We start from the raw sequence: 25,596 nt of genomic DNA on the forward strand, positions 1-25,596 counted from the left end.
ATGTCGAAACGGAAGCAACATCACCCAGAGTTTAAGGCCAAGGTGGCGTTGGAAGCGCTGAAGGGGGAGGAGACGGTCAGCGAGTTGGCGAGCCGGTTTGGCGTGCACCCCACGATGATCCATCAATGGAAGCGGGCTCTGCTTGAAGGCGCGTCTGGTGTATTTGAGCGTGGTGGCCGGAAGGCACCGGAAGTCGATGAAGAGCAGGTCAAAGACCTGCACGCCAAGATTGGGGAGTTGGCCGTCGCCAATGATTTTTTGGCCAGAAAGCTCAAACCCTGGACCGGCAAGTGAGGCGTAAGATGATCGAGACCGCCAATGCCGACTTGTCTATCGGCAAACAATGCAAGCTGCTGTCGATCTCGCGGTCGTCATTTTACTACGAGCCCAAGGGCGAAAGTGAGATGAACCTCGATCTGATGCGCGTGATCGACAAGCAGTTCTTGGAAACGCCTTTTTATGGTGTGCGTCAAATGACGTGGCACCTGCGCAATGAGGATCATCTCGTGAACGAGAAGCGCATCCGTCGTCTCATGCGGCTCATGGGTTTGATGCCGATCTATCAAAAGCCCAACACCAGCAAAGCCGCGAAGGGTCACAAGATTTACCCTTACCTGCTGCGTGGGCTGCGTGTGGAACGGCCTAATCAGGTCTGGTGCGCTGACATCACCTATCTGCCAATGCGACGCGGCTTTCTATATCTGGTCGCGATCATGGACTGGCACACGCGCAAGGTGCTGGCTTGGCGTATCTCTAACACATTGGAGGCCGAGTTTTGCGTTGATGCCTTGAATGAGGCCATTCACAAGTTCGGCCCGCCGGACATTATGAACACAGATCAGGGCAGCCAGTTTACGTCGTTTGCTTGGACAGACCGGCTGCGACGATCAAACGTGCGCATCTCGATGGATGGCAAAGGCCGTTTCCTCGACAACATCTTCGTCGAACGGCTCTGGCGGTCTTTGAAATATGAATGCGTGTACCTGCATGCCTGGGAAACCGGATCAGAGGCGAAGGCAGGCGTCAGGAAGTGGATCGACTTCTACAATGACAAGCGCCCACATTCCGCCCTTGGCGGCAAACCACCTGCCGTGATCTACTGGCAGCGAATTGAAACAACTAACCCCGATCAGCAGGCCCAAAAAGTAGCTTAATTTACGCCAGATCCTGTCCAACAAATGGGGAGTAGCTCAGAGTCCTTCTAGCAGTTTTCGGGCGTTCATCTGCGAGTTTTCTGGATAAGAAGCAGTTAGAAACCGACTTTGGAATTCGCACGGCCATGAACATGTGCGGCAACGAAGAAATCCGGCAGACTAAAAGTCAGAGCAACACAATCACTACCACACATATCGACCGTCAAGTTAGTAGGCCTTCAGACTCGTTTGTCTTCGGTCTGAGTGAGGCCGAGGACCTGAAGTACATTTCCGCTCACATGAAAGGCAACAAGCTTGTAACGCTGCAGGGAAAAGACCGGCTGACCATTAAGGTTACAGGCGAGGATAAGCTGACTTGGGACAAGCTGATTGACCAATGCGGAGATTTCCTGCTCGCTTACTCAAAAGAAGATTACAAGGAGTTATTTCCAAACTACAAGAACTTCATAGCGGCGACGGAAGAACAGGCAGAGCAGCTTGACGCTGTATTGATAGATGCACTTAAAAACAAAAAGCTGGACAAACTGCAGCTCTGTATCCCTGAGTTCATCTCTGACGATGACTATAGCTTTTGCTATACAAACAAGAAACAGCGAGAAAACCTAGTATATTCTCACCTCGATGTTACTCAGCTAAACAAGCACTTGGACGCGGATAAGATCAGCGCGAAGTATCTTCAAAACAAGTCAATCTACGCCTACTCGCTCGAAGAGGACCGCATCCTAACCTACAGGAAATGGTACATTTATGACTGTCTGCTTTTCGAGGCAGAGATAGATGGTGCCTGCTTTATTTTGGCCGATGGCAACTGGTTGCGCGTAGAGGACGACTTCTACAACGCAATCATCAAGTTCTCGCAAAAGAAGGTGAAGGTCGAAGACTCCCTGATAACTGCAATAACATCCCGATCAACGACGATAACGATATGAAAAATAAGGAAGAAATATTCAACAACAAAGCATGCGAGGCAAACCCCGGCTGGGTGAAGTTTGATCGGGCAAAGCTCAAGATAGGGACTGGAAGGAAAGACAAGGAGTTTTGCGATATCTTGGCATGTTTTGAGGACGGTGTAGTGGACATTATTCACTGCAAACCTCTAAAGGACGCTTCGTCCATGAACTATCTCTTCTCGCAAGCCAAATTCTACGGTGACGCTTTTCTACAAGACCCTATCTTTCTCAAGGATATTAGGGGTCATATTCAAGCATCTAAATGCGTGCAGAAACAACGTTACCTTGACCATATCAGAGAGGAAATCGAAGCCATTCACGGTCATGACTACCGTGTGCGTCTGTGGTTGCTCTACGATCAGAAGCATGCGGTTCCGACCGTGGAAGAAATCCCCCTTATTGCGAAATACGAGATGATGCTCATGCACGATCACATGCGCCGAATCTGCAAGTTTAGAGATATCATCGTTAGCTTTGTCCCAGTGCAGAAGGCGGTCTACACGCGAGGCAAGAAGCCTTAAGCGGTTTAAGCAGAAGCAACCACATGGATACACAGAGCACAGTAAGAGTATCGCCGCGATATCTACGGCTCGAAGCGTTCAATGGCCTCGCATTTCTGTGCAAGTGTATGCCCCTCCTTGAAATACACCTGTTGCGAAACTCCTTGTCGTTCATGGCCCACAATTTCCTGATAAAGTGGCTCAGGAATACCTGCCTGTGCAAGCCGCGTCACCATCGTGTGGCGGAGGCTGTGGAACACAAGGCCGTTCTCTTTGAGGTCTAAGCCTTGGAGCAGTACGTTGTTGAACCAGCGGCCCAGATTGCGGCCATAGCCTTCCTTTGAGTTGAAGCTGAACGACGGGAAGAGGCGCTGATTTTCCGGCTTTGCGGAAACCCAATCAAGAAACCCAAGACCTACCAAATCAGAATGGACGGGAACGCGGCGTCTCGCGGCTTTGGTTTTCAGGCTTTTGTTTTCACCATCATCATTGAAGTCGATGTACCAAAGCGAATTCTCTTGTCTGATGTCGGACACGTTAAGCTGCGCGACCTCACGAAGTCTTGCGCCAGTGTAGAGGCCAAGCAGTGCGCCCCATTTGTAGTCTGCTTTCTTCACCAAGGGAGAGGTGTCGTTGACCAACTCGTCTTTGATCAACTTAGTTTCTGTTGGGGTATATGCCCTGCGGACCTCAACTGTTTGCTTTGCCTTTGCTACTTTCATTCCCTCAAACAGCTTTACGGGTGCGTGGCCATGGCGCTCTGCCCAGTCCCAGAAGCGGCGGAACGTGTCGATATAGTTATTGACGGTCTTGGACGTGATCTTGTCCATGTTTGGAACTGCGATTGCATCCGCCAACGGCAAGTCTCTGGTTTCCTTTTTTGTGCTGCGATTAGCTGGTAATGCTTGAACTACTTTTTTCAACTCGGCTGCATCGTGACGAGATATTTCGGCCAAGTTGCGGTCTGCTCCAAAGTACTCCAGCGGCACCGCCAGATAGGAACGAGCCTTCTTTTGCATCTCGCTTGACCATTGCGGCATATGCTCGGTCATGAAATCTTCAACAGCGGCCCCCAGAGCGGCTGAGCGGGCCAATGGCGCGATTGTAGGCGCATTGCGTGGGATTGCCAGGTCGTAGACCTCAAGGCTCTGGGTGCGGCTTAAGAACGCCTCGATCAGATCACGGCGACCCTTTCGCACTTCTTGGCGCAGATACGTTTCATTTTCGGTCCATTGATCCGGCGTCATGTTCGCCGATGCTCGAAAGCCGTCAATTGTTCCGATATCAAGATATTGGTCAGACAGATCGTCAAAGTTAGCTATGCCGTCTTTATGTACTTCGAGTTCTTGCCTTAAGAAGTCTAGCTCTTGTTCTTTCCATCCAGTGTTGTTTAGGCGCTCGACATACACATCAAGCACCTTCACAAAGTAGCTACGAACCATAGCCCGTATTTGATCTTGCCTAAGTCTAGCCAACGTCTTGTTATCCCGAACCAATCGCCCACAAGATGCAAGATGTCGTGCCAAATCGCCAGCGTGATCTGGGCACTTTGTCCGCAAGGATATTTTGACTGTCTGGCGTCCTTGACCTTCAACAACAGGAATTGGCCAACGAAAATAATAGACGCCGTGCCGTGACGCGGTGAGATAGGACGATAGCTTCATAAGCGTTGTGTTCCACTTTGTGTCGCACTTGCTATCTTATGCCTTAAGTCATTGATTTAGAATGTATTGGCGGAGAGACAGGGATTCGAACCCTGGGTAGGCTTGCACCCACAACGGTTTTCGAGACCGCCCCGTTCGACCACTCCGGCACCTCTCCGCGGTGGCGGCGTGTTACTGTGGCTTGTAGATCCGTGCAAGGGCCAAAGCACGTCGCACTGACAATTGCGTGCGTGGGCTTGGCAAATAGGGGGCAGGGTGCATAAGTCTGGCAGCACACCCTCTTGATAAGGATCGCCAATGCTTCGCTTTCTTGCCCCACTTGCCTGCGCCTTGACCCTTAGCCTGACACCAATCTGGGCGCAAACGCGTGATGAGGCCAAAGTTGATGCGTTGTTCGACGCACTTGGCCTGCCACAGATGATCGAAATTATGCGCGCAGAGGGTCTGACCTATGGTGAGACATTGGCGGAAGAGATGTTACCGGGCGGCAGCTCGGACCAATGGAACCAGGCCGTATCGGCGATCTACGATACCCAGATGATGCAAGAAGAAGTGCGTGGCGCATTTGGAGAGGCAATCGCCGGCGATGACATTGATGCAATGTTGGCGTTTTTCACGACTGAACAAGGTGAAAAGATTATCGGGCTTGAAGTCAGTGCGCGCGAGGCCTTGCTTGATGACGCGGTCGAAGAGGCCAGCAAGCAAAATGCTGCCATCGCAATGATGGACGAAACACCGCGTTATTTGTTGGTACAAGAGTTTGTCGACGCTAACGATTTGATCGAAACGAACGTCGTAGGCTCCATGAATTCAAGCTACGCATTCTACATCGGGCTGATCGATGGGGGGGCGATGCCCGCCGGTGTCACGCCCGAGACCGCACTGCAGGATGTCTGGGCACAAGAACCTGACGTCCGCAGCGAGACAACCGAATGGGTGTATTCGTTCCTTTTGATGGCCTATCAGCCTCTGTCGGATGAAGAATTAAACGACTATATTGCGTTTTCACGCTCTGATGCGGGTCAAGATATGACCGACGCTCTGTTTTTGGCGTTCAATGGGATGTTCGATGATATTTCACGTGCTTTGGGTCTGGCTTCATCACGTTTCATGATTAGTCAGGAGCTATGACGATCTACTCTTGGCATTGCACAGCTTGGCGATAAAATAAGATCTTAATCTTGCTGACAAGGACGTCTATCGTTGCACACTTTCAAACCTGCCGTTGTCGCACTGGTCCTTCTGGCCGCTTGTGATCAGACCACACCGATAGTCCCGCAGCCCGATCTGCCAGCCGATGACCCGCGCCAGGCCGAATTGCTCGCAGCCGAATGTACCATTTACTTCGCAGCGGTCACTCAATTGCAGGCAGAGGGGCGCGAGGTCAGCGGTGATCCAACCCGCGGTTGCCCGCCAGAGGCGGCTGGCGTCCCCACCGACATTAATGCGATGGTCAGCGTCCCACCGGTCACGCCGGGCTATCCGCAAACACTGTATGACCGGATGATTGCGCGCGGTATACCGACAGATGTCGCCGATGATATCTCTAAATCCAAAGCATTTTGGGATCTCGTCGCAAAACGAGACAGTCTGCTCGCCGGCTTCTAGCCGCCATAGACCATGAGTGCCGTGACCAAGGCGCCGGGCGTGGCTTCATAAAGACCCATGTCTGACTGCAATTGAATGATCCGAGCAGGGCGGTCGCGCAAGGGAATACCAGCAGCGTCCATCGCTTTGGTCAAAACCGGGCCGTCGCCCGCGCGGATATCATTCTTGATATCTTCATAGTTGGATTTCACGATCAATTCGACTTGGCCGCGCCGCTTTTCATATGCGGCATTGCCGATCACCGTACTGATGCCCGAGACAGGCAAAAGGAGCGGGTTGCCAAGATGATTTGCCTCTTGTGAACAGGCGGCGGTCAGAAGAATGGGGATCAAGGGCCAGCGCATGGGTTTTGTACCTTCTTTTTATGTTGACTTATGGGGGCATTGGTCAGATATAGCGCCATCTCTGCAAGGCATTTGCAGGAATATATGCGAAAACTCGCCCAAGGGCGCGCTGTCCACAGGTACCAAACGCCGGAAAACCCCGGGGCCTTAGAGACGCGAAAGATAAAAGGAAGATCAGATGTTTGCGGTTCTCAAAACCGGCGGCAAGCAGTACAAAGTGGCCTCTGGCGACGTATTGCGTGTCGAAAAGCTTGCTGCGAAGGCAGGCGACAAGGTTCAATTCAACGAAATTTTGATGGTCGGCTCCACAGTGGGGACACCAACGGTCAAGGGCGCTGGCGTTCAGGCCGAAGTGATTGACCAGATCAAAGGCGAAAAGACGATTAACTTCGTCAAGCGTCGTCGTAAGCACTCAAGCCAGCGGACCAAAGGCCACCGTCAGCAACTGACATTGGTTCGGATCGCTGAGATCCTTGAAAAAGGCGCTGACAAATCTGGCGTGATGGCGGCTGTTTCCGGTGCAGGCACAACTTATGTGACTGGCGCAAACGGTGCACCAACATCCAAGAAGGCGGCTGCGGCCGCAGAGCGTGCGTCGAAACCGAAGGCCGAAAAGCCAAAGGCAGCACCAAAAGCCAAGGCTGAGCCAAAGGCAAAAGCGGCACCGAAAGCCAAAGCAGAGCCGAAAGCCAAGGCTACTCCAAAGGCGAAAGCCGCAGCAGGCGCTGATGATCTGACACAGATCAGTGGTGTTGGTCCGGTGATTGTGAAGAAGTTGCACGCGCTTGACGTAACAACATTTGCGCAAATCGCGGCATGGACGCCAGAAGATGTGGCTGCTATGGACGAGAAACTGAATTTCAAAGGTCGTATCGACCGCGATGAGTGGCTCAAGCAAGCCGCAGAATTCGCTAAAGGTTAAGGAGAGACCAAATGGCACATAAAAAAGCAGGCGGTTCATCCCGTAACGGACGCGACTCAGCTGGTCGTCGTCTTGGTGTAAAGAAGTTCGGCGGCGAAGCCGTTGTTCCCGGCAACATCATCATGCGTCAGCGTGGCACAAAAATGTGGCCAGGCATGGGCGTTGGCATGGGCAAGGATCACACGATCTTTGCAACTGTCGATGGCGCAGTCAAATTCCACAAAGGCCTCAAAGGCCGCACCTTTATTTCGGTTCTTCCAGTGGCGGAGGCCGCCGAGTAAGCCGAAAGTTCCAAGGTAACGTATTTGGGGGGATCGGTGATGACCGGTCCCCTTTTTTATTCATAGTTTTGCCACCATGTCGATTTATGGGGTGGTGCTGAGGAATTGTTTTCGGGGAGGGAAGCAATGAGACATGAAGAGATCACAGTGCAAGACACAATAGAAGCCGCGCGCTTTGTGCTGCGTCCGTGCCGCAAGTCAGATGCTGGTCTGATTGCGATGTATGCTGGTGACGATCGCGTGGCCCGTGGCACCCGTGCGATGCCGCACCCGCTACCCCCGGTTCTGTTGAGGCGATGATCGAACGCGCAAGCCAGGCGCAAAGATCAGAAGATGTCTGGGTTATTGACGGATCTGCCCACGGTCACGCCGAGGCATTGGGCCTGATCAGTCTTGAACGGATGGATCGTGCACAATCCGAGATCTTCTATTGGATCGCACCCGCTTTCTGGAACACCGGTTTTGCAACCGAAGCTGTGCGCACATTGATTGCGGCCAATCCGCATCAATCTGACCGCATTTTTGCCGAGGTGTTTCAGGACAATCCCGGATCTGCGCGCGTCCTGACGAACTGCGGTTTCGACTATCTGGGCGATGCTGAGGCATTTTCGGTCTCGCGCAAGGCAAGCGTTCCCACATGGACCTACACGCTTAAACTCGGGTCATGACCGTCCCGACATTGCGGACCAACCGGCTCACGTTGCGCGCACCGCGTTTGCGTGACGTGCGGGTGGTGACGAAGGCTTTGAATAACTATGACGTTAGCCGCTGGTTGACGCATGTCCCCTTTCCATATGGTAAGACTGATGCTGAGTGGTTCATCAATGAATGCCAGCGAGGCGCGTTCACGGCTTGGTTTATCTGGGATGGCGATGAATTCGTCGGCACAGTCGGTTTGGACGGTGAATTGGGCTATTGGCTGGCGCAAGATGCATGGGGAAAAGGATACGCGACCGAGGCGGCGCACGCGGTCTTAGCGCATTTCTTCCAAACAACGGATGCAGAAACCGTGCGCTCCAGCCACTTCATCGAGAATACAGACTCGCAAAAGGTTTTGACAAAACTGGGCTTCGTTGATGTTGGTGCGCATGAACATTTCTCTAGGGCGCGCGATGAAAAAGTGCCCGGACGCACTATGGAACTGACCCGCACGCGATGGCAGGCCAAGAGCGATGCCTAGACTGACATACCGGGCGATTGGGTCAGACGACTTCCCAGAGTTGCATGCCATTGTTTCGCATTGGTCTGTTGTGCGACAACTGGGCCGCTGGCCATGGCCGCCACAAGAAAGCTTCACCCAAGGACGTTGCAGAGCCTACGAGGGGGACGGCTTTGTGTGGGGGGTATGCCTCGACGATCGCCTTGTGGGCAGCATGGCGGTCACGAACGGGGAGTTGGGATATATGTTTGCACCGGACGTGCAGGGGCAGGGCATCGCGACAAGGGCCGCGCGTGATGCGATCAAACTGGCTTTCTCTGAGGATGACAGGCCAGTCCTGTCTGCCTCTGTCTGGGAAGACAACCCGGCATCGGCCGCTGTGCTTCGTAAGTGCGGTTTTGTTCACTGGCAAACCCACTATACGCGCAGTCCGGCTCGATTGCCGACCCTTGTGCATCAGTACCGACTTCTGCGGCAGGCATGGGACCGCTTGAGAACAACCGCGCAGTAGGTTATCGGCTGCGTCACACAGCCTTAGAAAGCCAAACACATGAAATTTCTCGATCTTGCAAAGGTCTATATCCGGTCCGGCGCCGGTGGTGCGGGCTGCATCTCGTTCCGGCGCGAGAAATTCATGGAGTATGGCGGCCCCGATGGGGGTGACGGCGGCAGGGGTGGCGATGTTGTGGTCGAGGCCGTTGAGGGCCTGAATACTTTGATTGATTTTCGCTACCAACAGCATTTTTTTGCTGGCAATGGCCAGCATGGCATGGGCAGTCAGCGCACAGGCAAGGACGGTGAAACAAAAGTGCTGCGTGTACCTGTGGGCACAGAGATTATCGACGAAGACGAAGAGACTGTCATCGCGGATCTGACTGAGGTCGGCCAACGCATTGTCATTGCAAAGGGCGGTAACGGCGGGTGGGGCAACCTGCAATTCAAGACCTCAACCAATCAGGCACCGCGTCGCGCTAACCCGGGCCAGGAAGCGATTGAGCGAACAATCTGGCTGCGGCTGAAACTGATTGCTGATGTGGGCCTGCTCGGGATGCCCAACGCAGGCAAGTCGACATTTCTTGCCGCAACATCCAACGCACGCCCGAAGGTTGCTGACTATCCCTTCACAACACTCATTCCCAATCTCGGCGTTGTGGGCATTGATGAGGTTGAATTCGTTGTCGCCGATATCCCGGGCCTGATTGCGGGTGCCAGTGAAGGGCGTGGTCTGGGTGACATGTTTCTTGGTCATGTCGAACGTTGCGCCGTCTTGTTACATCTGATTGATGGCACATCCGGCGATCCGGCCCGCGACCTGACGACAATCATCGGGGAATTGGAGGCTTACGGCGGCGAATTGGCCAACAAACCGCGCATCACCGTATTAAACAAGATCGACACGCTGGATGACGAAGAACGTGAATTCCTGCGCGATGAAATAGCGACCGTTGCAAACGGCCCCGTGATGATGATGTCAGGTGTCAGTCGCGAAGGTATTCCTGACGTTCTGCGCGCATTGCGCAGTGAGATCGATGACAATCGTCTGCGCCACCGCAAGGCCGCTGAGGCGGCGGAACAGGGCGAGGCAGAGCCATGGCAACCCTGAGTGACGCCAAGCGGCTTGTCATCAAAATCGGCTCGGCCTTGTTGGTTGATGCTGACACCGGCGCCTTGCGGCAGGATTGGCTGACATCACTGGCAAGCGACGTTGCCCGGATCAGAAAACGTGGCACCGACGTCATTATCGTGTCATCGGGTTCCATTGCATTGGGGCGTGGCATTCTGGGCCTGCCACTTACGTCGTTGGCGCTGGAGCAATCGCAGGCAGCAGCAGCTGTTGGCCAGATCCGACTGGCGCGCGCCTATGAAGAGGCGCTGACGCCGCATGGTATCGTAACAGGGCAAGTTCTTGTGACACTTGAAGATTCTCAAGATCGTCGCCGCTACCTGAATAGCAGGGCGACAATGGAGACCATGCTTGGATTGGGTGTCACACCAATCGTCAATGAAAACGACACCATCGCGACTGACGAAATTCGCTATGGCGACAATGATCGATTGGCGGCACAGGTCGCGGTCACAGTTGGTGCCGATCAGCTCATTCTGCTTTCGGATGTTGACGGCCTGTATACTGGAAACCCGAAGATTAAGACATCGGCGAAACATCTTGATACTGTTGGCAAAATAACGCCAGAAATTGAGGCGATGGCTGGCGATGCAGGGTCCGGTCTGTCCAAAGGCGGCATGATCACCAAAATCATCGCAGCGCGTATCGCCACCGAGGCGGGGTGCGCCATGGCAATTTCCTTGGGCACAGAATTATACCCGTTGGGTAAGTTGGAAAATGGCGCGCCCGCGACATGGTTTACCGCCCAGACAGATCCACAGGCCGCGCGGAAACGCTGGATTTCAGCGATGAAGCCGCGCGGTACTGTGACCGTGGACGCGGGCGCCGTTGACGCGCTTCGGCGCGGCAAGAGTCTCTTGCCGGCGGGTGTGACGCAAATTCAAGGGAGTTTCGGGCGCGGCGAAGTTGTCGGGATTACCGACCCTGATGGCGCGCAGTTGGGCCAAGGCCTGATCCGCTACACCAGCGCTGAAGCGCGGCAGATTATGGGGCGCAGGACGGCTGACATCGTCGATGTGTTGGGCTATGAAGGCCGCGCTGCATTGGTGCACCGCGATGATATGGTGCTTTGAGAGGGGCAAGCGATGAACGATCATGACGCAATCGGGCCTTTGATGGCCAAGATCGGTGCGGATGCGCGCGCCGCGGCGACCATCTTGGCAACCGCGAGCTCAGAGCGAAAGTACGCCGCGCTTATTGGGGCCGCAGATGCGATCTGGGACAACCGGATGGCGATCATGGACGCCAATGCGGAAGATCAGGTCTTTGCCGAACAAAAGGGCCTTAGCCCTGCAATGATGGACCGACTGATGCTGAACGAACCACGAATACGTGCAATGGCGGACGGCCTGCGAAACGTGGCGGCGCAGCAAGATCCAGTCGGTGAGGTGATCACCGAATGGGATATGCCGACGGGCTTGCATATCCAGCGCGTGCGCACGCCGCTTGGTGTTATTGGCGTGATCTATGAAAGTCGCCCGAACGTCACAGCCGATGCTGGCGCGTTATGCCTGCAATCGGGGAATGCCGTGATCCTGCGTGGCGGTTCAGAGAGCTTTCATTCTTCCGCGGCGATCCACGCCTGTCTACAAAAGGGGCTTGAGCAGGCGGGTTTGCCTGCGACGGCGATCCAATTGGTGCCGACACGCGACAGGGCAGCAGTATCAGCCATGTTGACGGCGACAAACCACATTGACGTGATCGTTCCGCGCGGTGGTAAAGGGCTTGTTGGCTTGGTCCAGCGCGAGGCGCGCGTGCCGGTTTTTGCCCACCTCGAAGGGATTTGTCATATCTATGTGGGTGCCACCGCTGATCCGGCGATGGCGCTTGAGATTGTCCTGAACGCCAAAACCCGGCGGACTGGTATCTGCGGTGCGATGGAATGCCTGCTGATCGACTGGCGGTTTTACACGCAACACGGCTCCATGTTGATTGATGCCTTGCTGAAGGCCGGGGTCGAGGTCCGGGCTGATGGTGAGTTGGCGAAAGTTGATGGAACGACGGCCGCGCAACCGGATGATTTTGGCAAAGAGTTTCTGGACATGATTTGTGCAGCCAAATTGGTGGACGGTGTTGATGCGGCAATTGATCATATTCGCACCTTCGGCTCCAACCATACCGATGCGATCATTACTGCTGACGATCAGGCCGCTGCACATTTCTTTAAAGAACTCGACAGCGCAATTTTGATGCGAAACGCGTCGACACAATTCGCGGACGGCGGTGAATTTGGCATGGGCGCCGAAATTGGCATTGCGACAGGAAAGATGCATGCGCGTGGTCCCGTCGGTGCCGCTCAGTTAACCAGCTTTCAGTACATCGTGACGGGTGATGGGGCGGTCAGGGCTTAAAACCGGGCTACGAGATGATCGGCCCCATGTTTGACCTTAATGCTGCGTCCGGCTTCGGCCAAGACGCCTGGGAGTAAGGCAAATTGGACGTGTGCAGCGGTGTAATGGAAGCCGACTTGGGGTGACAACAAGTTATCCCAAAGCTCTTCATCAACGCTCAGGCGTGGCCCTTCGCCGCGCAGCACCCAGGATTGTCCGTCTTGCGTGATTTGCACATCACCACCCATCGGCAGCGCTGCCTCCAGCGCTTGCAGCATCAGGAGGGCGCAGCGCACCAACCGCCGTGGTTGATCGCCATCAATCTTCCAGATGTAATTGATACGCCCACCCGAGGCGACAGCCGCAAGAATGGAAAGGATCTCAGATCGACTGACAAGCTGATCTTCGCTGGCCGCACCATAGGCGATCCGAAAATACCTGATCCGCGCACTGGCGTTCCGAACGCTTTCATTGATCAGGTCCATCTCGGCCCCGGTGTCCCCATCTGTCAGAGCCAAAAGTTCGACACCATTGCCGATGGCGCCAATTGGGCTGATAAGGTCATGACAAATGCGCGACCCCACAAGTGCCGCTAAATCAGGTTGCATTAAGCATCCTCCATGCTGAGAAAGAAATGATGTCCGATATCACCGCGATCCTGGAGCCCGGCATGCTAGTCCGCCATCCTGACCAACCCGATTGGGGGACAGGGCAAGTGCAGTCAAACATTGCGGGAAAAGTTACAGTGAACTTTAGGGAGGAAGGGAAAGTTGTCATAGATGGGAAACGCGTGATGCTCGTTATCGTGAGTGACTAGATACAACCATGAGTAGAGTTGTAAAAATGTTTGTCAATGAATTTAACTAATCCCACCCAAAAAAGGTTACTAACTGGTTAACACCGGTAAATGTGCCGCACAGTAGAAGTCTCACCAAGAATGCCTGCTAAACAAACGCCCAAATTCAGGACGATTGTTTCACGCTCCGATGAAGTTCGGCGCGCATCGCAGCGTTTGCGTTATGACGTCTTTGTTCAAGAGTTGGGTGCCGATGGGCCCCTGGTCGATCACGCCAAAAGGTTGGAAGCTGATGCATTCGATGCCTATGCGGATCATCTCATATTGTTGGACGAAAACCGTGCGGTCGGGGATCAAGTTGTTGGCGCATATCGCCTGATGACGATGGCAAAGGCAACCGAGGCGGGGCAGTTCTACTGCGAAGATGAATATGACCTGACTTGCTTGCGTAAGAGTGGGAAGCGATTGTTGGAACTTGGTCGATCCTGTCTTCATCCCAGTTACCGCAACGGGACTGGCATGCTGCATCTGTGGTCGGCCCTGTCGGACTATGTAAATATCCATCAGATCGAAGTGCTGTTCGGCGTTGCCTCGTTCCACGGCACAGATACCGACAGTTTGGCGGCGCCACTCAGCCTGTTGTATCACCGTCATCTGGCCCCGGAACCGTTACGCGTCAAAGCGACGGGCCCAACCGCCATAGGCATGAATTTGCAAAGTGCTGCGGCGTTAGACCGCGTGACAGCGGTGCGCCAGCTCCCGGCATTGATCAAGGCATATTTGCGGTTGGGCGGCGCTGTGGGCGATGGTGCATTTGTGGATCATGCTTTCAATACCACGGATGTCTGTCTGATATTGGAAAGCGATGCTATTCAGGGACTGCAAAGGGCGATGCTGAGCAAAGGAACTGCACGTGGGTGAGACGTGGTACAGCGAAACAAAGCCCCCAGAAGATCGGTTAGGGGTGGCTGATTGGGTCCGGGTGATTGTTCGGGCCGTGCCGCTGATTGCACTGGTGTTTGGCGGGTTGCTGTTACTGGTTTTGGTCCGGCTGTTCGAGCGTCCGCTTTGCGGTTTGCGTCGTCCGGTGACCCCCTTTATCACGCAATTTGTCTGCCGAACGGCTTTTGTTATCCTCGGCATTTCATATCGCAGCTCTGGCCAGCCTATGACCGGGGCTGGCGCCGTCGTTGCCAACCACACCTCATGGCTTGACATCTTTGCTTTGAACGCGCGCAAGCGGATCTACTTTGTCTCAAAATCCGAAGTGGCGGATTGGCCCGGTATCGGCTGGCTTGCCCGCGCAACCGGCACAGTCTTCATTCGGCGAGACCGAAGTGAGGTGCAAGCGCAGATATCGTTGTTCAGGGATAGATTGGCCGCGCGACAGACGCTGTTGTTCTTTCCCGAAGGGACCTCAACCGATGGCTTACAGGTTCTACCGTTCAAACCCGCGCTATTTGCCGCATTCTTCGACCCGGTCCTGCGCGACACACTCCAGATGCAGGCCGTCACCGTGAGCTACACAGCGCCTTTGGGCGAGGACGCTCGGTTTTATGGGTGGTGGGGCGACATGGACTTTGGGCCGCATCTATTGTCGACGCTTGCCGCCAAACGACAGGGCGGCGTGCATGTGATCTATCACGCGCCTGTCAAAGTGGCCGACTATGCGGGCCGCAAAGTGTTGGCGAAAGCAATGGAAGACCAAGTGCGGGCGGGGTTAATCCAGCATGGCGCGGCGTAGATCACCAAGCGCAGCCGCTGGGTTGTCGGCATTCCAAATCTCATCACCGATGCCGAAAAAGTCGGTATGTGGCGAGAGACTTTTGATGAGGACAGCATCCAGCGCGCCCTCTGCAACAACCGGCACCTCAATCATCATCGACCACCACTCAAAAAGCTCCAGTTCAGCTTGTCGTCCATCGCCAAGGGTCGTCTGTCCAACAGGACCGAAACTGACGTAGTCGGCCCCCAATTCCCCCGCCGTCATGCCATCATGGCGGGAGTTGGTGCAATAGCTGCCCACAATAGATTCATCGCCCAAATCCTTGCGCACTTGTCGGATCGAACGCGCACCATCAGCCAGATGCACGCCGTCGAGCCCCAACCGTTCAACCAGTTGGATATGGTTGTCGATGACCAATGCGACATCGCGCGCATGGGTTACTTCGCGCAATGCGTCTGCAGCTTTGGAAATCCGTCCCTCATCCGTTGTGCCAAGTGACAGGCGCACGCACCCTACCTCTGTGCTATCAAGGCAGGCCGCCAATTGGTCAGGGAAACTGGACAAGTCGAACTCTGACGGGCTGATCAGGTAGATTTGCGGGTGATCTTGGGCGTCCGACATGGGGGCGTTCCGGTCTGCTATAAGTGTTTGCGCGCTTTTAGCCGGGAAAATCCGGCTTGGCTATGGGGTTGCGGTTCTTGCCTTGCCAAATCACCCGGCGTATCAGGCAGCGACTTTGCAAAGGATTGCCCATGCCCAGCGCTCATCTTCAACCCGCATTTGTTTTGATCCGTCCACAGATGGGCGAAAACATTGGTGCGGCGGCGCGGGGGATGTGGAACTTTGGTTTGGATCGGATGCGAATTATCGCGCCACGCGATGGCTGGCCGAACCAGAAGGCCGTTGCGATGGCAAGCGGCGCGGGCAGGCTGTTGGACGAGGCCCAGATTTTTGATGATACGCCAAGTGCCATTGCTGATTGTGACTATGTCTATGCGACAACGGCGCGTCCACGTGGTCTGACAAAGCTTGTACAGACGCCAGAGGCCGCGATGCAGGATGCGCGTCGCCGCATTGCCGAGGGTCAGAAAGTCGCTGTGCTGTTTGGACCCGAACGGTCCGGCATGGAAAACGATGATATTGCCCGCGCCAACGCCATTATCTCGGTGCCTGTGAACCCGGAATTTCCGTCGCTGAACCTCGCGCAATGTGTTTTGTTGACCGGGTACGAGTGGCAGCGCGAGGCGGTTGAGGCGGCGTTATCGCGTGTCGATGCTGTTGGCGATTGGGCCACACAGGTCGAAGTGGAAAAGCTCAGCGATCACTATGAAGAGCGTTTGCAGAGCGCAGGTTTTTTCTATCCCGAGCATAAGGCCGAGACTATGAAAATGAACCTGCGCAATATGTGGTCGCGCATGCCAATGACCCGCGCGGATGTGCAGATGCTACATGGGATGCTGCGCCAGATGGTCCGCTGGAAAGAGCGGGGCTAGATAGGCGTAAGGTGGATTATGATCCACCTTACATGTGGCACCCTGACGCTTGCGGATCATGGCTCTGAGTTCTAGGTAAATGCCAAGATCCAAGTGGAGGCCATCATGGCGACCAAACGCAGTATTTTCGAAGACGTAGGCGATAGCCCAAAGCAGGTTGCAGCCCCCGGCGGGATTGATCGCGCGGGGCAGGGTGCGCGCGGTTTGATCCGTGGCTGGTTGATGGTGCTCTTTGCTCTTGTTGTCGTGATGATTGTGGTTGGTGGACTTACCCGTCTGACTGACAGCGGGTTGTCGATTACAGAATGGAAACCCGTGACCGGGGCGATGCCACCGATGTCGGCGGCCGCTTGGACCGAAGAGTTCGACAAATATCGTGCGATCCCCGAATACCAATTGCAGAATAAGGGCATGACGATGGCCGAATTCAAGGTGATCTATTGGTGGGAATGGGGGCACCGGCAGTTGGGTCGGTTTATTGGTCTGGTTTGGGCGGTTGGCTTTGTTTTCTTCGCGGCGACCCACAAGATACCAACGGGTTGGACACTCAAACTGTTGTTCATTGGTGCCTTGGGCGGACTGCAAGGGTTTATTGGTTGGTGGATGGTGTCGTCTGGTCTGGAAGAGGGGATGCTGGACGTTGCCTCTTATCGGTTGGCCACGCATTTGGGACTGGCCTTCGTCATCTTTGGTTTTATCGCCTGGTACGTTTATCAGTTGGGGCGCATTCAGGCGGATTTGTTGCAAGCGCGACGCAGCGGCGATCCTCGGCTCGCCCGTATGGGCACGGTTCTGATCGGCTTTGCCTTTCTTCAAATTATACTGGGCGCCTTAGTGGCAGGCATTGACGCGGGTCGCGCCTTTCCTGATTGGCCGCTGATGGCCGGTGGGTTCTTCCCGCCAGAGCCGTTGTCGCTTAACCCTGTCTGGAGGAACTTCTTTGAGGATGCCGGGCTGGTTCAGTTCATGCACAGAATTGCGGGGTATCTCCTGCTCGTCTTTACTGTCTTCGTCTGGGCCCGCGCGCGACGCTCGGCCAATGAACACACGCGGTTTACGTTTAATGCGGTTATGGCGGTGATGCTGGTGCAGGTCGTTTTGGGGATCGTCACTGTTATCTATTCCGCGCCTTGGCAGATTGCGATTGTACACCAACTGGTTGCCGTCATCCTCTGGGCGCTCATCCTGCGTAGCCGTTTCGTGGCGCAATACCCAATCGCGCAAACCATCAAGGGGGCCTGATCCAATGACCGCATACGATGACCTTATGGCATTCCAGCGCGAGACCGAAGCCTTGGGACAGGTTGCAGGTCGCCTGGGCTGGGATCAGGAAACAATGATGCCGGAAGGTGCGACACCGCAGCGCGCCGAAGAGCATGGCGCGATGGCCAACGTCCTTCATGCGCGCCGGATTGATCCCCGTGTCGGTGAGTGGTTGGCAAAGGCAGAAGCCAACGATCCGGTTGCCGCCGCCAATCTACGCCACATCAAACGCAGCTATGAACGCACCGCAAAGGTACCTGCTGCTTTGGCGGCTGAGCTGGCCAAGACCACATCGCTGGCGCATCGTGTGTGGGCGCAGTCGCGCGCGGATGAGGATGTCGCGGGTTTCCTGCCCATGCTGCAAAAAGTCGTTGATCTGCGGCGCGAGGAAGCCGCGGTCATTGCAGGCGATGCGGATCCCTATGATGCATTATTAGATGACTACGAACCCGGTGCGACGGGTGAAAGCCTGAGCGCGATGTTTGCGGCTTTGCGCCCGCGTCTTGTGGCCTTGCGCACCGCGATCCTTGCGCGCCCAGCGCCCGCGATACTCACGCAATCGTTTGATGAGGCGGGGCAACTGGTCCTGTCACAAAAACTCGCCTTGGCCTTTGGGTACACGTTGGCCAACGGCCGTATCGACAAGGCCGTGCATCCTTTTTCATCCGGTTCCGGCCTTGATGTAAGGATCACCACGCGCACAAACCCTGAAGACCCGTTCAATTGCTTTTATTCAACCGTCCACGAGGTTGGCCATGCGGCTTATGAACAGGGGATCGATCCGCAACATTTGCTGACACCCCTTGGTTCTGGCGTTTCGATGGGCGTGCACGAGAGCCAAAGCCGGATTTACGAAAACCAGTTGGGCCGGAGCCGGGCATTTACCGGGTGGCTGTTTGGCCAAATGCGCGATCAGTTTGGCGATTTCGGGATCCCCGACGCGGAGGCATTCTATGCCACCGTCAACCGTGTCAGCGACGGGTTCATTCGCACTGAGGCTGACGAGGTCCAATATAACTTGCACGTCCTGCTGCGGTTCGATCTTGAGCGGGCGCTAATGTCTGGTGACCTCGCCGTGAACGACCTTGAGGCCGCCTGGAACGACCGCTTTGCCGCCGACTTTGGCTATGCTGTCGACAAACCATCAAATGGTGTGTTGCAGGACGTTCATTGGTCCGAAGGGCTGTTTGGCTACTTTCCGACATATACTTTGGGCAATGTCTATGCGGGCTGCCTGCACGAAGCGATGCGCGCGGCCTTGCCGACGCTTGATGATGATCTGGCGCGTGGCGTGACGTCGAAGGCAACGGGTTGGTTGCGCCAGAACGTCCAGCAGTTCGGTGGGTTGCGTAGCCCGGTTGAAACGATCGCGCATGCGACAGGCAGCACCCCGACAGAAGGGCCGCTTTTGGATTATCTCGAACACAAATTCAGCGGCATTTATCAGCTGTAAGGGTCGGATTGCCTCCGGCGGAAGTTTGATTGGACATAGAAAATCTAGGACCAGTCAGGCGGGCGTTTTTCCAAGAATGCACTGATCCCTTCGTTGGTGTCGTCCACGAGCATGTTTTGCACCATGACGTCGCCCGCATACGCATAGGCCTGAGCCGTGGTCATTTGCGCCTGATTGTAAAACGCCTGCTTGCCAATTTTCACAGCACTTGGCAACTTGTGGGCGATGGTGCGCGCCAGTTCGCTGGTTTCGCGCGCAAGCGCATCTGCATGTACAGACCGATTGATCAAACCAACGTCCTGCGCCTCGCGGGCGCTGATAAAGCGGCCGGTCGTCAGCATCTCAAACGCCGCTTTACGCGGTATGTTGCGGGTCAGCGCAACCATTGGTGTCGAGCAGAACAGGCCGATATTGACACCATTCACGCCGAAGCGGGTCTCATCATTCGCGATGGCAAGGTCGCAGGTGGCGACCAATTGGCAACCTGCTGCTGTGGCGATGCCGTGCACCTGCGCGATGACGGGTTGGGGCATGCATTGGATGCGTTGCATCATGGCGGCGCACCGATCGAAGAGATCTTTGAAATAGGCTGCTCCGCCGTCGGGTGATTGGCGCCCGGCTTGCATTTCCTTCAGATCATGACCGGCGCAAAACGCCTTGCCTATTCCGCGTAGGATCACGGCACGTACGGTATTGTCCTGTGCGATGCGGTCAAATGTGTCATGGAGTGCGGCCAACATCTCATCTGAAAGCGCGTTCAACCGTTCAGGCGCATTCATCGTCAGGGTCGCGATGTGATCGCTGTCTTCGCGAAGCAGGATTGTCATTTCGGCCCTTTCCGTGTTGCTTAGGTTCAAGCTAGTGCAGAGAGAGGCAAGATGAAACCAAAGATGGATATTGCCGGGCTGGAAGCCTTTGTTGCAAAGCATTTTCCACAGTTGGGAGATGACTTCTCGGTTGAGACGCTCAAGGCTGATGGTGTTTCGGTTCGACTGAATGTGCAGGATCGTCACTTACGGCCAGGCAACACCGTGTCAGGCCCGTCTATTTTTGCGCTTGCGGATGTCGGGATGTATTTAGCGATCCTGGCCCGTATCGGACCGGTTGCGTTAGCTGTCACAACGAATTGCTCCATTGATTTCATGCGCAAGCCTGCGGCTAGCAAGGATCTGCTGTGTGAGACACGGGTGCTAAAGTTGGGTCGTGTTTTGGCAGTTGGCGATGCGCTGATTTATAGCGAGGGACAGGATGATCCCGTTGCACGGGCGTCACTGACCTATTCTATTCCACCAACCTAAAAAGGGGCCGGAACAGGTCCGGCCCAGTCAGGAAGTGGCAGGAGGGGTCTAGTCCTGCCAGAACGGTTTGGCGGCTTCTGCTTGGGCAGAAAGACGGCTCAGACCGATATCGTCGAGCAAGTGCGGCTCGAGGTGTTTTAACGCGCGTCGGGTTTTGCGGCGCGTGTCCCAAAGTGTCACAGCGACTGCAAATTTGACGGCAAGACCTGCGGCGACAGGCAGCTTGACTTGGGCGTTCAGTGCATTGAGATGCGCGGTGTGGAGCGCGTGTGACATGGGACAACTCCTTAAATTGTATTGACACAATGTAGAAAAATGCTACCCTGTACTGGTACAATGAGAGCTGGAGAGCGTCTACAAAATGATTGTATCCGATACAATTTGGCAGCCAAACCTCTCCAATGTCGGTAAATCTAAATACAAGGCACTTGCGCAAGCGATCCGCGACGGCATCGCTTCTGGTGGTCTGGCGGCAGGGACAAAGCTGCCGACGGTGCGTGATCTGGCATATCGTGTTGGCGTGACGCCGGGCACGGTGGCCCGCGCCTATAGTTTACTGACTGAGGAGGGCAGGTTGATTGCGGAAGTCGGGCGGGGGACCTATGTGGCAGGGGCTGTGCGTCGAGAGCAGACACTAGAGCCCCCTTTGGTTCATTTGGTCGATGAAAGCACGGCCGACTTTCGCAGCAGCCGTGTGCCGGATGTGGGGCAGGGGTTGTTGATTGATGACGCGCTGATCCGATTGGGTCAGTCACATCGACGGCGGCATATAAACTATCCCACACCAATCACCGATATCGAGGCGCGTGAAGCAGTCGTCGACTGGATCGGTCCGGTGCGGATCGGCAATTTCGATGCCCATCACGTCGTGCTGGGAAATGGCGCACAGAATTGCGTGATCATGGCGCTTCAAGCAGAATTGCATGGCACGCGACCAGTGATCTTAACCGAAGAACTGGCCTATCCCGGGGTCCGTCATGCCGCCCGACTGCTGCGGGCCGATCTTGTGGGGGTCGCAATGGACGACGACGGGATTATCCCCGGCGCCTTGGCGGAAGCGTATCGCACCCATGGTGGGCAGGTCTTGCTAACCTCGCCCGAGGTGCACAGCCCGACCGCGATTAAAACCAGCTATGCCCGCAAGAAGGAAATTGCTGCACTGGCCGAACGCTTTAACCTGACAATTATCGAGGACGATTGCCACTGTATCGCCCCGACGGAGGTGCCGGGATATCGCGCGATACTGCCCAAACAATCTTATTATATCTCATCCCTGACCAAAGGCGTCAGCGGTGCCCTGCGCTTTGGCTTTTCAGTGGCACCCGCGGGCCGGTACCGTGAACTGCGACAGGTGGCGCAAAGTTCGTTCCACGGAATTGCACAGCCTATGCTGGATCTGTGCGCAGATCTGCTTAGTTCTGGTGATGCAGGTCGCGTGCGTGACAAGGTCGTCACCCATACCGCCGAACGGGTACGGTTGGCTGTGAACCGTTTAGGTGGATGGGATGTGCGCTGGCGCGAGGATGCACCGTTTCTTTGGCTGCAATTGCCGCAAGGATGGCGGGCGTCCAGCTTTGCGCTGGCTTGCGAGAGGAAGGGGATTTCAGTGCGTCCGGCCGATGAATTTGTATTGGCGGATCAACGTGCACCGAATGCCGTGCGTTTGGCGGTGACAACCTGCGTATCAGAGCCGCGATATTTGCAGGCACTTGATGATATGAACATATTGCTCGCAAATCCCGCTAGAACGATGGAAAGTTGATGGGGTATTTTAATACCTAAATCATAACACATTGTTTTTGTTGTTTTTATATCTCCTTATGGCGCTTGACTGCGTTTGAACCCCCTATATAACGCCCCAATCGAATGACACGTGGTGCAAACCACTCCAAACTTTTGGTGTAATATGAAAACCTTTACCGCAACTCCTGCGGATATCGACAAGAAATGGATCCTGATCGACGCTGAGGGCGTTGTTCTTGGTCGTCTTGCCTCGATCATCGCGATGCGCTTGCGCGGCAAGCACAAACCTTCTTTCACGCCGCACATGGACATGGGCGACAACGTGATTGTCATCAACTGCGAGAAAGTGCAGATGACCGGCAAGAAGCGTGAAGAAAAATACTATTGGCACACTGGTCACCCCGGTGGGATCAAAGAAAAAACCAAGGCTGACATTCTTGAGGGCAAGAACCCCGAGCGTGTTGTCATGAAGGCCGTTCAGCGCATGCTGCCTGGTGGCAAGCTGTCCCGCCAGCAAATGACCCACCTGCGTGTCTTCGCAGGCACAGAGCATGGCATGGAAGCCCAAAAGCCTGAAGTTCTGGATGTTGCATCCATGAACAAAAAGAACACGAGGACCGCATAATGGCCGATCAAGTAAACTCGCTCGAAGAGCTGGGCCAAGTCGCTGAAGGTGTGGAAGCTGCACCAGAGGCTGTGGTCGAAACTGTTATTACGCGCGAGCCCGTCCGTGACGAGCTGGGCCGGTCATACGCGACCGGTAAGCGCAAAGATGCAATCGCCCGCGTTTGGATCAAGCCGGGTTCCGGCAAGGTCACCGTGAACGGCAAGGACATGGACACGTATTTTGCGCGTCCCGTTCTGCAGATGATCCTACGCCAGCCGTTTCAGGTTGCAGGCGTTGTCGATCAGTTCGACGTCATGGCAACGGTTGCCGGTGGTGGCCTGTCTGGTCAGGCTGGTGCGGTCAAGCATGGTGTATCAAAGGCGTTGCAACTTTATGATCCAACATTGCGCGCTGCATTGAAAGCCGCTGGCTTCCTGACACGCGACAGCCGTGTTGTTGAACGTAAGAAGTACGGTAAGGCGAAAGCCCGTAAGAGCTTCCAGTTCTCCAAGCGTTAATCGCTGGCTTGCAGAAATTGAAAAGGGCGGTCCAAATGGTCCGCCCTTTGTCGTCCTTACTGTATTGAACAGGTATAAATGCGCTTAGTCCAGCGGAATGGCATACCTGATCCCCAGCGTTTCCAAACCGGGGTTCAGAGGCTGCGTATCCGCGTTGGAACGGTGATCGAACAGCATGCTTATCGTCGCGCCATTGTCCAGCACGACCCCGGCGCCAAGGGCCGAGCGGAATTGCAAAGCACCGCCAATGTCCGGTCCATCACCCCGCACCTGAAAACCGGGCATCACAGATACTTCCATAAAGTAATCGCTGGCGTAGTGATGACGCGTCGTCCATTTGGCACCGGCGCCGACCCAGACGTCACCGTCGGCGGTCACCGATGCCCCATATGAGGGCTGCAACGGGCCATAGCGTGTGTCAGCGTCGTAACCAAAATAGAGCTCTTCGCCTACAACTTCCTGTTTGAAGATAACTGCACTGGCCTGAAAGCTATAGCGTTCTTCAACGTCACGGGCAGCAAAACACCCCGTGGGGCAGTCGTTAAACGACATATCTGCCACGGCTGCCACAATGGCAATAATCGCAAGAGTTGGATCCATAGAATTACGTCCTGTCGATGCTATCGGGCGGGATAAGGCCCAGTCCCCGCAGATATATCCCGATACCTGTTTCAAGCAAATCTTCGGGCGGGAATGGGCTTTGCGTCCCCGGGTTTGACCGGGCAAAAAGCTCGACCACGCCGTGGCTCATCGCCCAGATATGGGCGCTGAACATTTGCGGGGGCGGACGCTGATCCGCGGGGATATGTTGCGAAAGCTCTTCTGCTGCTTTTTCCAGCACGCCCATCGCGCGGGTGGCGACTGCGTTCAGTTCCGGTGTGCGATTGATGGAAATACCGGACTCAAACATCGCGATGTAATAGCCTGGGTATTTGCGGGCGAAAGCCAGATAGGCGCGGCCCGTCGCCTCAAACGCGGCCAGGGCCGACGGCTGGCCGTCGCCGTAGGCGTGTTCCATCAAATCGCCAAACATCTCATAGCCTTGATGGGCGGCGGCAGCGATCAGGTCTTCGCGACCCTCAAAATGGCGATAAACGGCGGCAGGGGTTACCCCTGCCTCGCGCGCGGCCTCGGACAGGGTAAACCCGGTGGGCCCACGCTTTTCGATCAGCGTCAGACAGCCGTTAATCAGCGCCTCGCGCAGATTGCCGTGATGATAACCGCGTTTAGGCATGCCAGAGGTCAGGACCCCCCAATACTTTATCGTCGATAGGCGCCAGCGCCTTGGGGTCATGGTGGTCGTAATCCAACTGGCTTAGGACGTGACGGATCACCTGCACACGCGCGCGGCGTTTGTCGTCAGAGCGCACAATGGTCCATGGGGCGTGGTCGGTATGGGTGCGTTCCAGCGTTTCGCCAATAGCGTCGGTATAGGCATCCCATTTGCCCAAGCCCTCAACATCAATCCAGCTCAGCTTCCATTGCTTGAGCGGGTCTTTCTCGCGGTCCAGAAAGCGCTTTAGCTGCGTCGCTCGCCCTACGTTTAGCCAGATTTTGACCAGCTTGATCCCTTCATTCACCAACATGTCTTCAAACTCTGGCGTCTGGGCGAACCAGCGTTCACGTTGGTCCGGCGCGCAGAAGCCAAAAACATGCTCAACGACGCCGCGATTGTACCAACTGCGGTCAAAGATGGTGATTTCGCCCTTCGCAGGCAGATGCGCGATGTAGCGTTGGAAATACCATTGCGCAGCTTCGACATCCGTGGGTTTGGACAGCGCCACAAGTTTCGCGCCACGCGGATTAAGATTTTCACGCAACCGCTTGATTGTACCACCTTTTCCGGCGGCATCGCGGCCCTCGAAGACAATCGCGATGCGCTGGCCCGTTTCACGCGCCCACGCCTGCATGCGCACCAACTCAATCTGCAAGGCAGCCAGTGCCTCTTCGTATTCGCCGCGCTTCCAACGCGTATCGTAGGGATAGTCAGGATTGATAATATCGCTTTTGCCGGCCGATTTCACCAAAGCGCGTACGTCATCCGGGGCGTCCTCGTTGAAATAGCGGCTGATCCCGCCATCAAAGGGTAAATCCATGAAAACTCTCCCGAATGTCTTGGACAATATATGGGGGCTATTGGGGCAAAGCGCAATTCATATGCGG

General features: G+C 55.3%; 30 protein-coding genes, 1 tRNA gene and 2 pseudogenes. 23 read left to right on the top strand and 10 right to left on the bottom strand.

Features of this window, described 5'->3' with window-relative positions; translation table 11 throughout:
• The 3 genes and pseudogenes from ACZ1G5_RS18040 to ACZ1G5_RS18050 all read left to right on the top strand — a co-directional run bounded on the left by ACZ1G5_RS18040 (position 1) and on the right by ACZ1G5_RS18050 (position 2,625).
• Positions 1-1,154, top strand: a protein-coding gene (locus tag ACZ1G5_RS18040; RefSeq protein ID WP_472732633.1) for an IS3 family transposase whose coding sequence is annotated in 2 segments (ribosomal slippage) — positions 1-262 and positions 262-1,154 — 1,155 coding nt in all. Because the reading frame shifts where the segments join, the coding sequence is not laid out codon by codon here.
• A 50-nt stretch (positions 1,155-1,204) separates the two neighbouring features.
• Positions 1,205-2,083 (top strand): annotated as a pseudogene (locus ACZ1G5_RS18045) (DUF6119 family protein); the annotation flags it as partial.
• Positions 2,080-2,625, top strand: a complete 546-nt coding sequence (locus ACZ1G5_RS18050) for a DUF6119 family protein (RefSeq protein ID WP_472734145.1) — start codon at positions 2,080-2,082, stop codon at positions 2,623-2,625. The pseudogene ACZ1G5_RS18045 and the gene ACZ1G5_RS18050, both read left to right, overlap by 4 nt.
• Before the next feature lie 62 nt (positions 2,626-2,687).
• Here ACZ1G5_RS18050 and ACZ1G5_RS18055 read toward each other — a convergent pair whose 3' ends face one another.
• The gene (locus ACZ1G5_RS18055) at positions 2,688-4,046 is read right to left on the bottom strand and encodes a site-specific integrase (protein WP_472734146.1); all 1,359 of its coding nucleotides are present in this window, start codon (positions 4,044-4,046) and stop codon (positions 2,688-2,690) included.
• Between the two features lie 289 nt (positions 4,047-4,335).
• Positions 4,336-4,425, bottom strand: a tRNA-Ser gene (locus tag ACZ1G5_RS18060).
• 140 nt (positions 4,426-4,565) lie between these two features.
• Between ACZ1G5_RS18060 and ACZ1G5_RS18065 the strand changes: the two genes are divergently transcribed.
• On the top strand, positions 4,566-5,399 hold the full coding sequence (locus ACZ1G5_RS18065) for a DUF2059 domain-containing protein (RefSeq protein ID WP_472734147.1): 834 nt from the start codon (positions 4,566-4,568) through the stop codon (positions 5,397-5,399).
• A gap of 72 nt (positions 5,400-5,471) precedes the next feature.
• Positions 5,472-5,876, top strand: coding sequence for a hypothetical protein (locus ACZ1G5_RS18070; RefSeq protein WP_472734148.1), 405 nt, complete (start codon positions 5,472-5,474; stop codon positions 5,874-5,876).
• Here ACZ1G5_RS18070 and ACZ1G5_RS18075 read toward each other — a convergent pair.
• The gene (locus ACZ1G5_RS18075; protein ID WP_472734149.1) at positions 5,873-6,220 is read right to left on the bottom strand and encodes a hypothetical protein; all 348 of its coding nucleotides are present in this window, start codon (positions 6,218-6,220) and stop codon (positions 5,873-5,875) included. The two genes, ACZ1G5_RS18070 and ACZ1G5_RS18075, sit on opposite strands and share 4 nt — an antisense overlap.
• A gap of 178 nt (positions 6,221-6,398) precedes the next feature.
• Between ACZ1G5_RS18075 and rplU the strand changes: the two genes are divergently transcribed.
• The 8 genes and pseudogenes from rplU to ACZ1G5_RS18115 all read left to right on the top strand — a co-directional run bounded on the left by rplU (position 6,399) and on the right by ACZ1G5_RS18115 (position 12,557).
• Positions 6,399-7,142, top strand: a complete 744-nt coding sequence (gene rplU, locus ACZ1G5_RS18080) for a 50S ribosomal protein L21 (RefSeq protein ID WP_472734150.1) — start codon at positions 6,399-6,401, stop codon at positions 7,140-7,142.
• A gap of 11 nt (positions 7,143-7,153) precedes the next feature.
• Complete coding sequence (rpmA, locus tag ACZ1G5_RS18085) at positions 7,154-7,423, top strand: 50S ribosomal protein L27 (protein WP_472734151.1); 270 nt, start codon at positions 7,154-7,156, stop codon at positions 7,421-7,423.
• Between the two features lie 126 nt (positions 7,424-7,549).
• Positions 7,550-8,091, top strand: a pseudogene (locus ACZ1G5_RS18090) (GNAT family N-acetyltransferase).
• Positions 8,088-8,603, top strand: coding sequence for a GNAT family N-acetyltransferase (locus ACZ1G5_RS18095; protein ID WP_472734152.1), 516 nt, complete (start codon positions 8,088-8,090; stop codon positions 8,601-8,603). Before ACZ1G5_RS18090 ends, ACZ1G5_RS18095 begins: the two are co-directional and overlap by 4 nt.
• Complete coding sequence (locus ACZ1G5_RS18100; protein WP_472734153.1) at positions 8,596-9,093, top strand: GNAT family N-acetyltransferase; 498 nt, start codon at positions 8,596-8,598, stop codon at positions 9,091-9,093. Before ACZ1G5_RS18095 ends, ACZ1G5_RS18100 begins: the two co-directional genes overlap by 8 nt.
• A gap of 39 nt (positions 9,094-9,132) precedes the next feature.
• A complete protein-coding gene (gene obgE / locus ACZ1G5_RS18105) occupies positions 9,133-10,185 on the top strand; it encodes a GTPase ObgE (protein ID WP_472734154.1) in 1,053 nt (350 codons plus the stop codon).
• The gene (proB, locus tag ACZ1G5_RS18110) at positions 10,173-11,279 is read left to right on the top strand and encodes a glutamate 5-kinase (protein WP_472734155.1); all 1,107 of its coding nucleotides are present in this window, start codon (positions 10,173-10,175) and stop codon (positions 11,277-11,279) included. The genes obgE and proB overlap by 13 nt, the downstream gene beginning before the upstream one ends.
• A gap of 12 nt (positions 11,280-11,291) precedes the next feature.
• Positions 11,292-12,557, top strand: coding sequence for a glutamate-5-semialdehyde dehydrogenase (locus ACZ1G5_RS18115; RefSeq protein WP_472734156.1), 1,266 nt, complete (start codon positions 11,292-11,294; stop codon positions 12,555-12,557).
• On the opposite strand, the gene ACZ1G5_RS18120 is transcribed toward ACZ1G5_RS18115, so the two are convergent.
• Positions 12,554-13,144: a histidine phosphotransferase family protein gene (locus ACZ1G5_RS18120; RefSeq protein ID WP_472734157.1), complete on the bottom strand. Its 591-nt coding sequence runs from the start codon at positions 13,142-13,144 to the stop codon at positions 12,554-12,556. The genes ACZ1G5_RS18115 and ACZ1G5_RS18120 overlap by 4 nt on opposite strands.
• A 29-nt stretch (positions 13,145-13,173) precedes the next feature.
• On the opposite strand from ACZ1G5_RS18120, the gene ACZ1G5_RS18125 reads away from it, so the two are divergent.
• The 3 genes from ACZ1G5_RS18125 to olsA all read left to right on the top strand — a co-directional run bounded on the left by ACZ1G5_RS18125 (position 13,174) and on the right by olsA (position 15,076).
• Positions 13,174-13,353, top strand: coding sequence for a DUF3553 domain-containing protein (locus ACZ1G5_RS18125; protein WP_472734158.1), 180 nt, complete (start codon positions 13,174-13,176; stop codon positions 13,351-13,353).
• Between the two features lie 120 nt (positions 13,354-13,473).
• Positions 13,474-14,253 (top strand): L-ornithine N(alpha)-acyltransferase, encoded by a 780-nt coding sequence (olsB, locus tag ACZ1G5_RS18130; protein WP_472734159.1) that lies wholly within the window; start codon positions 13,474-13,476, stop codon positions 14,251-14,253.
• Positions 14,246-15,076, top strand: a complete 831-nt coding sequence (gene olsA / locus ACZ1G5_RS18135; protein WP_472734160.1) for a lyso-ornithine lipid O-acyltransferase — start codon at positions 14,246-14,248, stop codon at positions 15,074-15,076. Before olsB ends, olsA begins: the two co-directional genes overlap by 8 nt.
• On the opposite strand, the gene ACZ1G5_RS18140 is transcribed toward olsA, so the two are convergent.
• Positions 15,053-15,679, bottom strand: a complete 627-nt coding sequence (locus tag ACZ1G5_RS18140) for a thiamine phosphate synthase (protein ID WP_472734161.1) — start codon at positions 15,677-15,679, stop codon at positions 15,053-15,055. The genes olsA and ACZ1G5_RS18140 overlap by 24 nt on opposite strands.
• Before the next feature lie 131 nt (positions 15,680-15,810).
• Between ACZ1G5_RS18140 and ACZ1G5_RS18145 the strand changes: the two genes are divergently transcribed.
• The 3 genes from ACZ1G5_RS18145 (at position 15,811) to ACZ1G5_RS18155 (ending at position 19,267) form a co-directional block, all read left to right on the top strand.
• Positions 15,811-16,551, top strand: coding sequence for an RNA methyltransferase (locus ACZ1G5_RS18145; RefSeq protein ID WP_472734162.1), 741 nt, complete (start codon positions 15,811-15,813; stop codon positions 16,549-16,551).
• Between the two features lie 105 nt (positions 16,552-16,656).
• The gene (gene ctaA, locus ACZ1G5_RS18150; RefSeq protein WP_472734163.1) at positions 16,657-17,793 is read left to right on the top strand and encodes a heme A synthase; all 1,137 of its coding nucleotides are present in this window, start codon (positions 16,657-16,659) and stop codon (positions 17,791-17,793) included.
• A 4-nt stretch (positions 17,794-17,797) separates the two neighbouring features.
• Entirely contained in the window at positions 17,798-19,267 is a 1,470-nt protein-coding gene (locus tag ACZ1G5_RS18155) for a carboxypeptidase M32 (protein ID WP_472734164.1), read from the top strand.
• A gap of 44 nt (positions 19,268-19,311) precedes the next feature.
• Here the strand turns inward: ACZ1G5_RS18155 and ACZ1G5_RS18160 are convergent, their stop codons facing one another.
• On the bottom strand, positions 19,312-20,124 hold the full coding sequence (locus ACZ1G5_RS18160) for an enoyl-CoA hydratase (RefSeq protein ID WP_472734165.1): 813 nt from the start codon (positions 20,122-20,124) through the stop codon (positions 19,312-19,314).
• 21 nt (positions 20,125-20,145) lie between these two features.
• Between ACZ1G5_RS18160 and ACZ1G5_RS18165 the strand changes: the two genes are divergently transcribed.
• Complete coding sequence (locus tag ACZ1G5_RS18165; protein ID WP_472734166.1) at positions 20,146-20,565, top strand: PaaI family thioesterase; 420 nt, start codon at positions 20,146-20,148, stop codon at positions 20,563-20,565.
• Positions 20,566-20,613: 48 nt separating this feature from the next.
• Here the strand turns inward: ACZ1G5_RS18165 and ACZ1G5_RS18170 are convergent, their stop codons facing one another.
• Positions 20,614-20,841: a DUF1127 domain-containing protein gene (locus ACZ1G5_RS18170; RefSeq protein WP_472734167.1), complete on the bottom strand. Its 228-nt coding sequence runs from the start codon at positions 20,839-20,841 to the stop codon at positions 20,614-20,616.
• An 85-nt stretch (positions 20,842-20,926) separates the two neighbouring features.
• On the opposite strand from ACZ1G5_RS18170, the gene ACZ1G5_RS18175 reads away from it, so the two are divergent.
• From ACZ1G5_RS18175 to rpsI, 3 genes are all read left to right on the top strand, one after another.
• The gene (locus ACZ1G5_RS18175; RefSeq protein ID WP_472734168.1) at positions 20,927-22,327 is read left to right on the top strand and encodes an aminotransferase-like domain-containing protein; all 1,401 of its coding nucleotides are present in this window, start codon (positions 20,927-20,929) and stop codon (positions 22,325-22,327) included.
• Positions 22,328-22,471: 144 nt separating this feature from the next.
• Complete coding sequence (gene rplM / locus ACZ1G5_RS18180) at positions 22,472-22,933, top strand: 50S ribosomal protein L13 (RefSeq protein WP_472734169.1); 462 nt, start codon at positions 22,472-22,474, stop codon at positions 22,931-22,933.
• Positions 22,933-23,433, top strand: a complete 501-nt coding sequence (gene rpsI / locus ACZ1G5_RS18185; protein ID WP_472734170.1) for a 30S ribosomal protein S9 — start codon at positions 22,933-22,935, stop codon at positions 23,431-23,433. Before rplM ends, rpsI begins: the two co-directional genes overlap by 1 nt.
• A gap of 84 nt (positions 23,434-23,517) precedes the next feature.
• Here the strand turns inward: rpsI and ACZ1G5_RS18190 are convergent, their stop codons facing one another.
• The 3 genes from ACZ1G5_RS18190 to ppk2 are packed head-to-tail and all read right to left on the bottom strand — an operon-like array spanning position 23,518 to position 25,529.
• On the bottom strand, positions 23,518-24,033 hold the full coding sequence (locus ACZ1G5_RS18190) for an acyloxyacyl hydrolase (RefSeq protein WP_472734171.1): 516 nt from the start codon (positions 24,031-24,033) through the stop codon (positions 23,518-23,520).
• A 4-nt stretch (positions 24,034-24,037) separates the two neighbouring features.
• Complete coding sequence (locus tag ACZ1G5_RS18195) at positions 24,038-24,667, bottom strand: TetR/AcrR family transcriptional regulator (protein WP_472734172.1); 630 nt, start codon at positions 24,665-24,667, stop codon at positions 24,038-24,040.
• Complete coding sequence (ppk2, locus tag ACZ1G5_RS18200; protein ID WP_472734173.1) at positions 24,660-25,529, bottom strand: polyphosphate kinase 2; 870 nt, start codon at positions 25,527-25,529, stop codon at positions 24,660-24,662. Before ppk2 ends, ACZ1G5_RS18195 begins: the two co-directional genes overlap by 8 nt.
• Positions 25,530-25,596 lie beyond the last annotated feature (67 nt).

It is taken from the genome of Yoonia sp. JB2-21 (assembly GCF_055693545.1).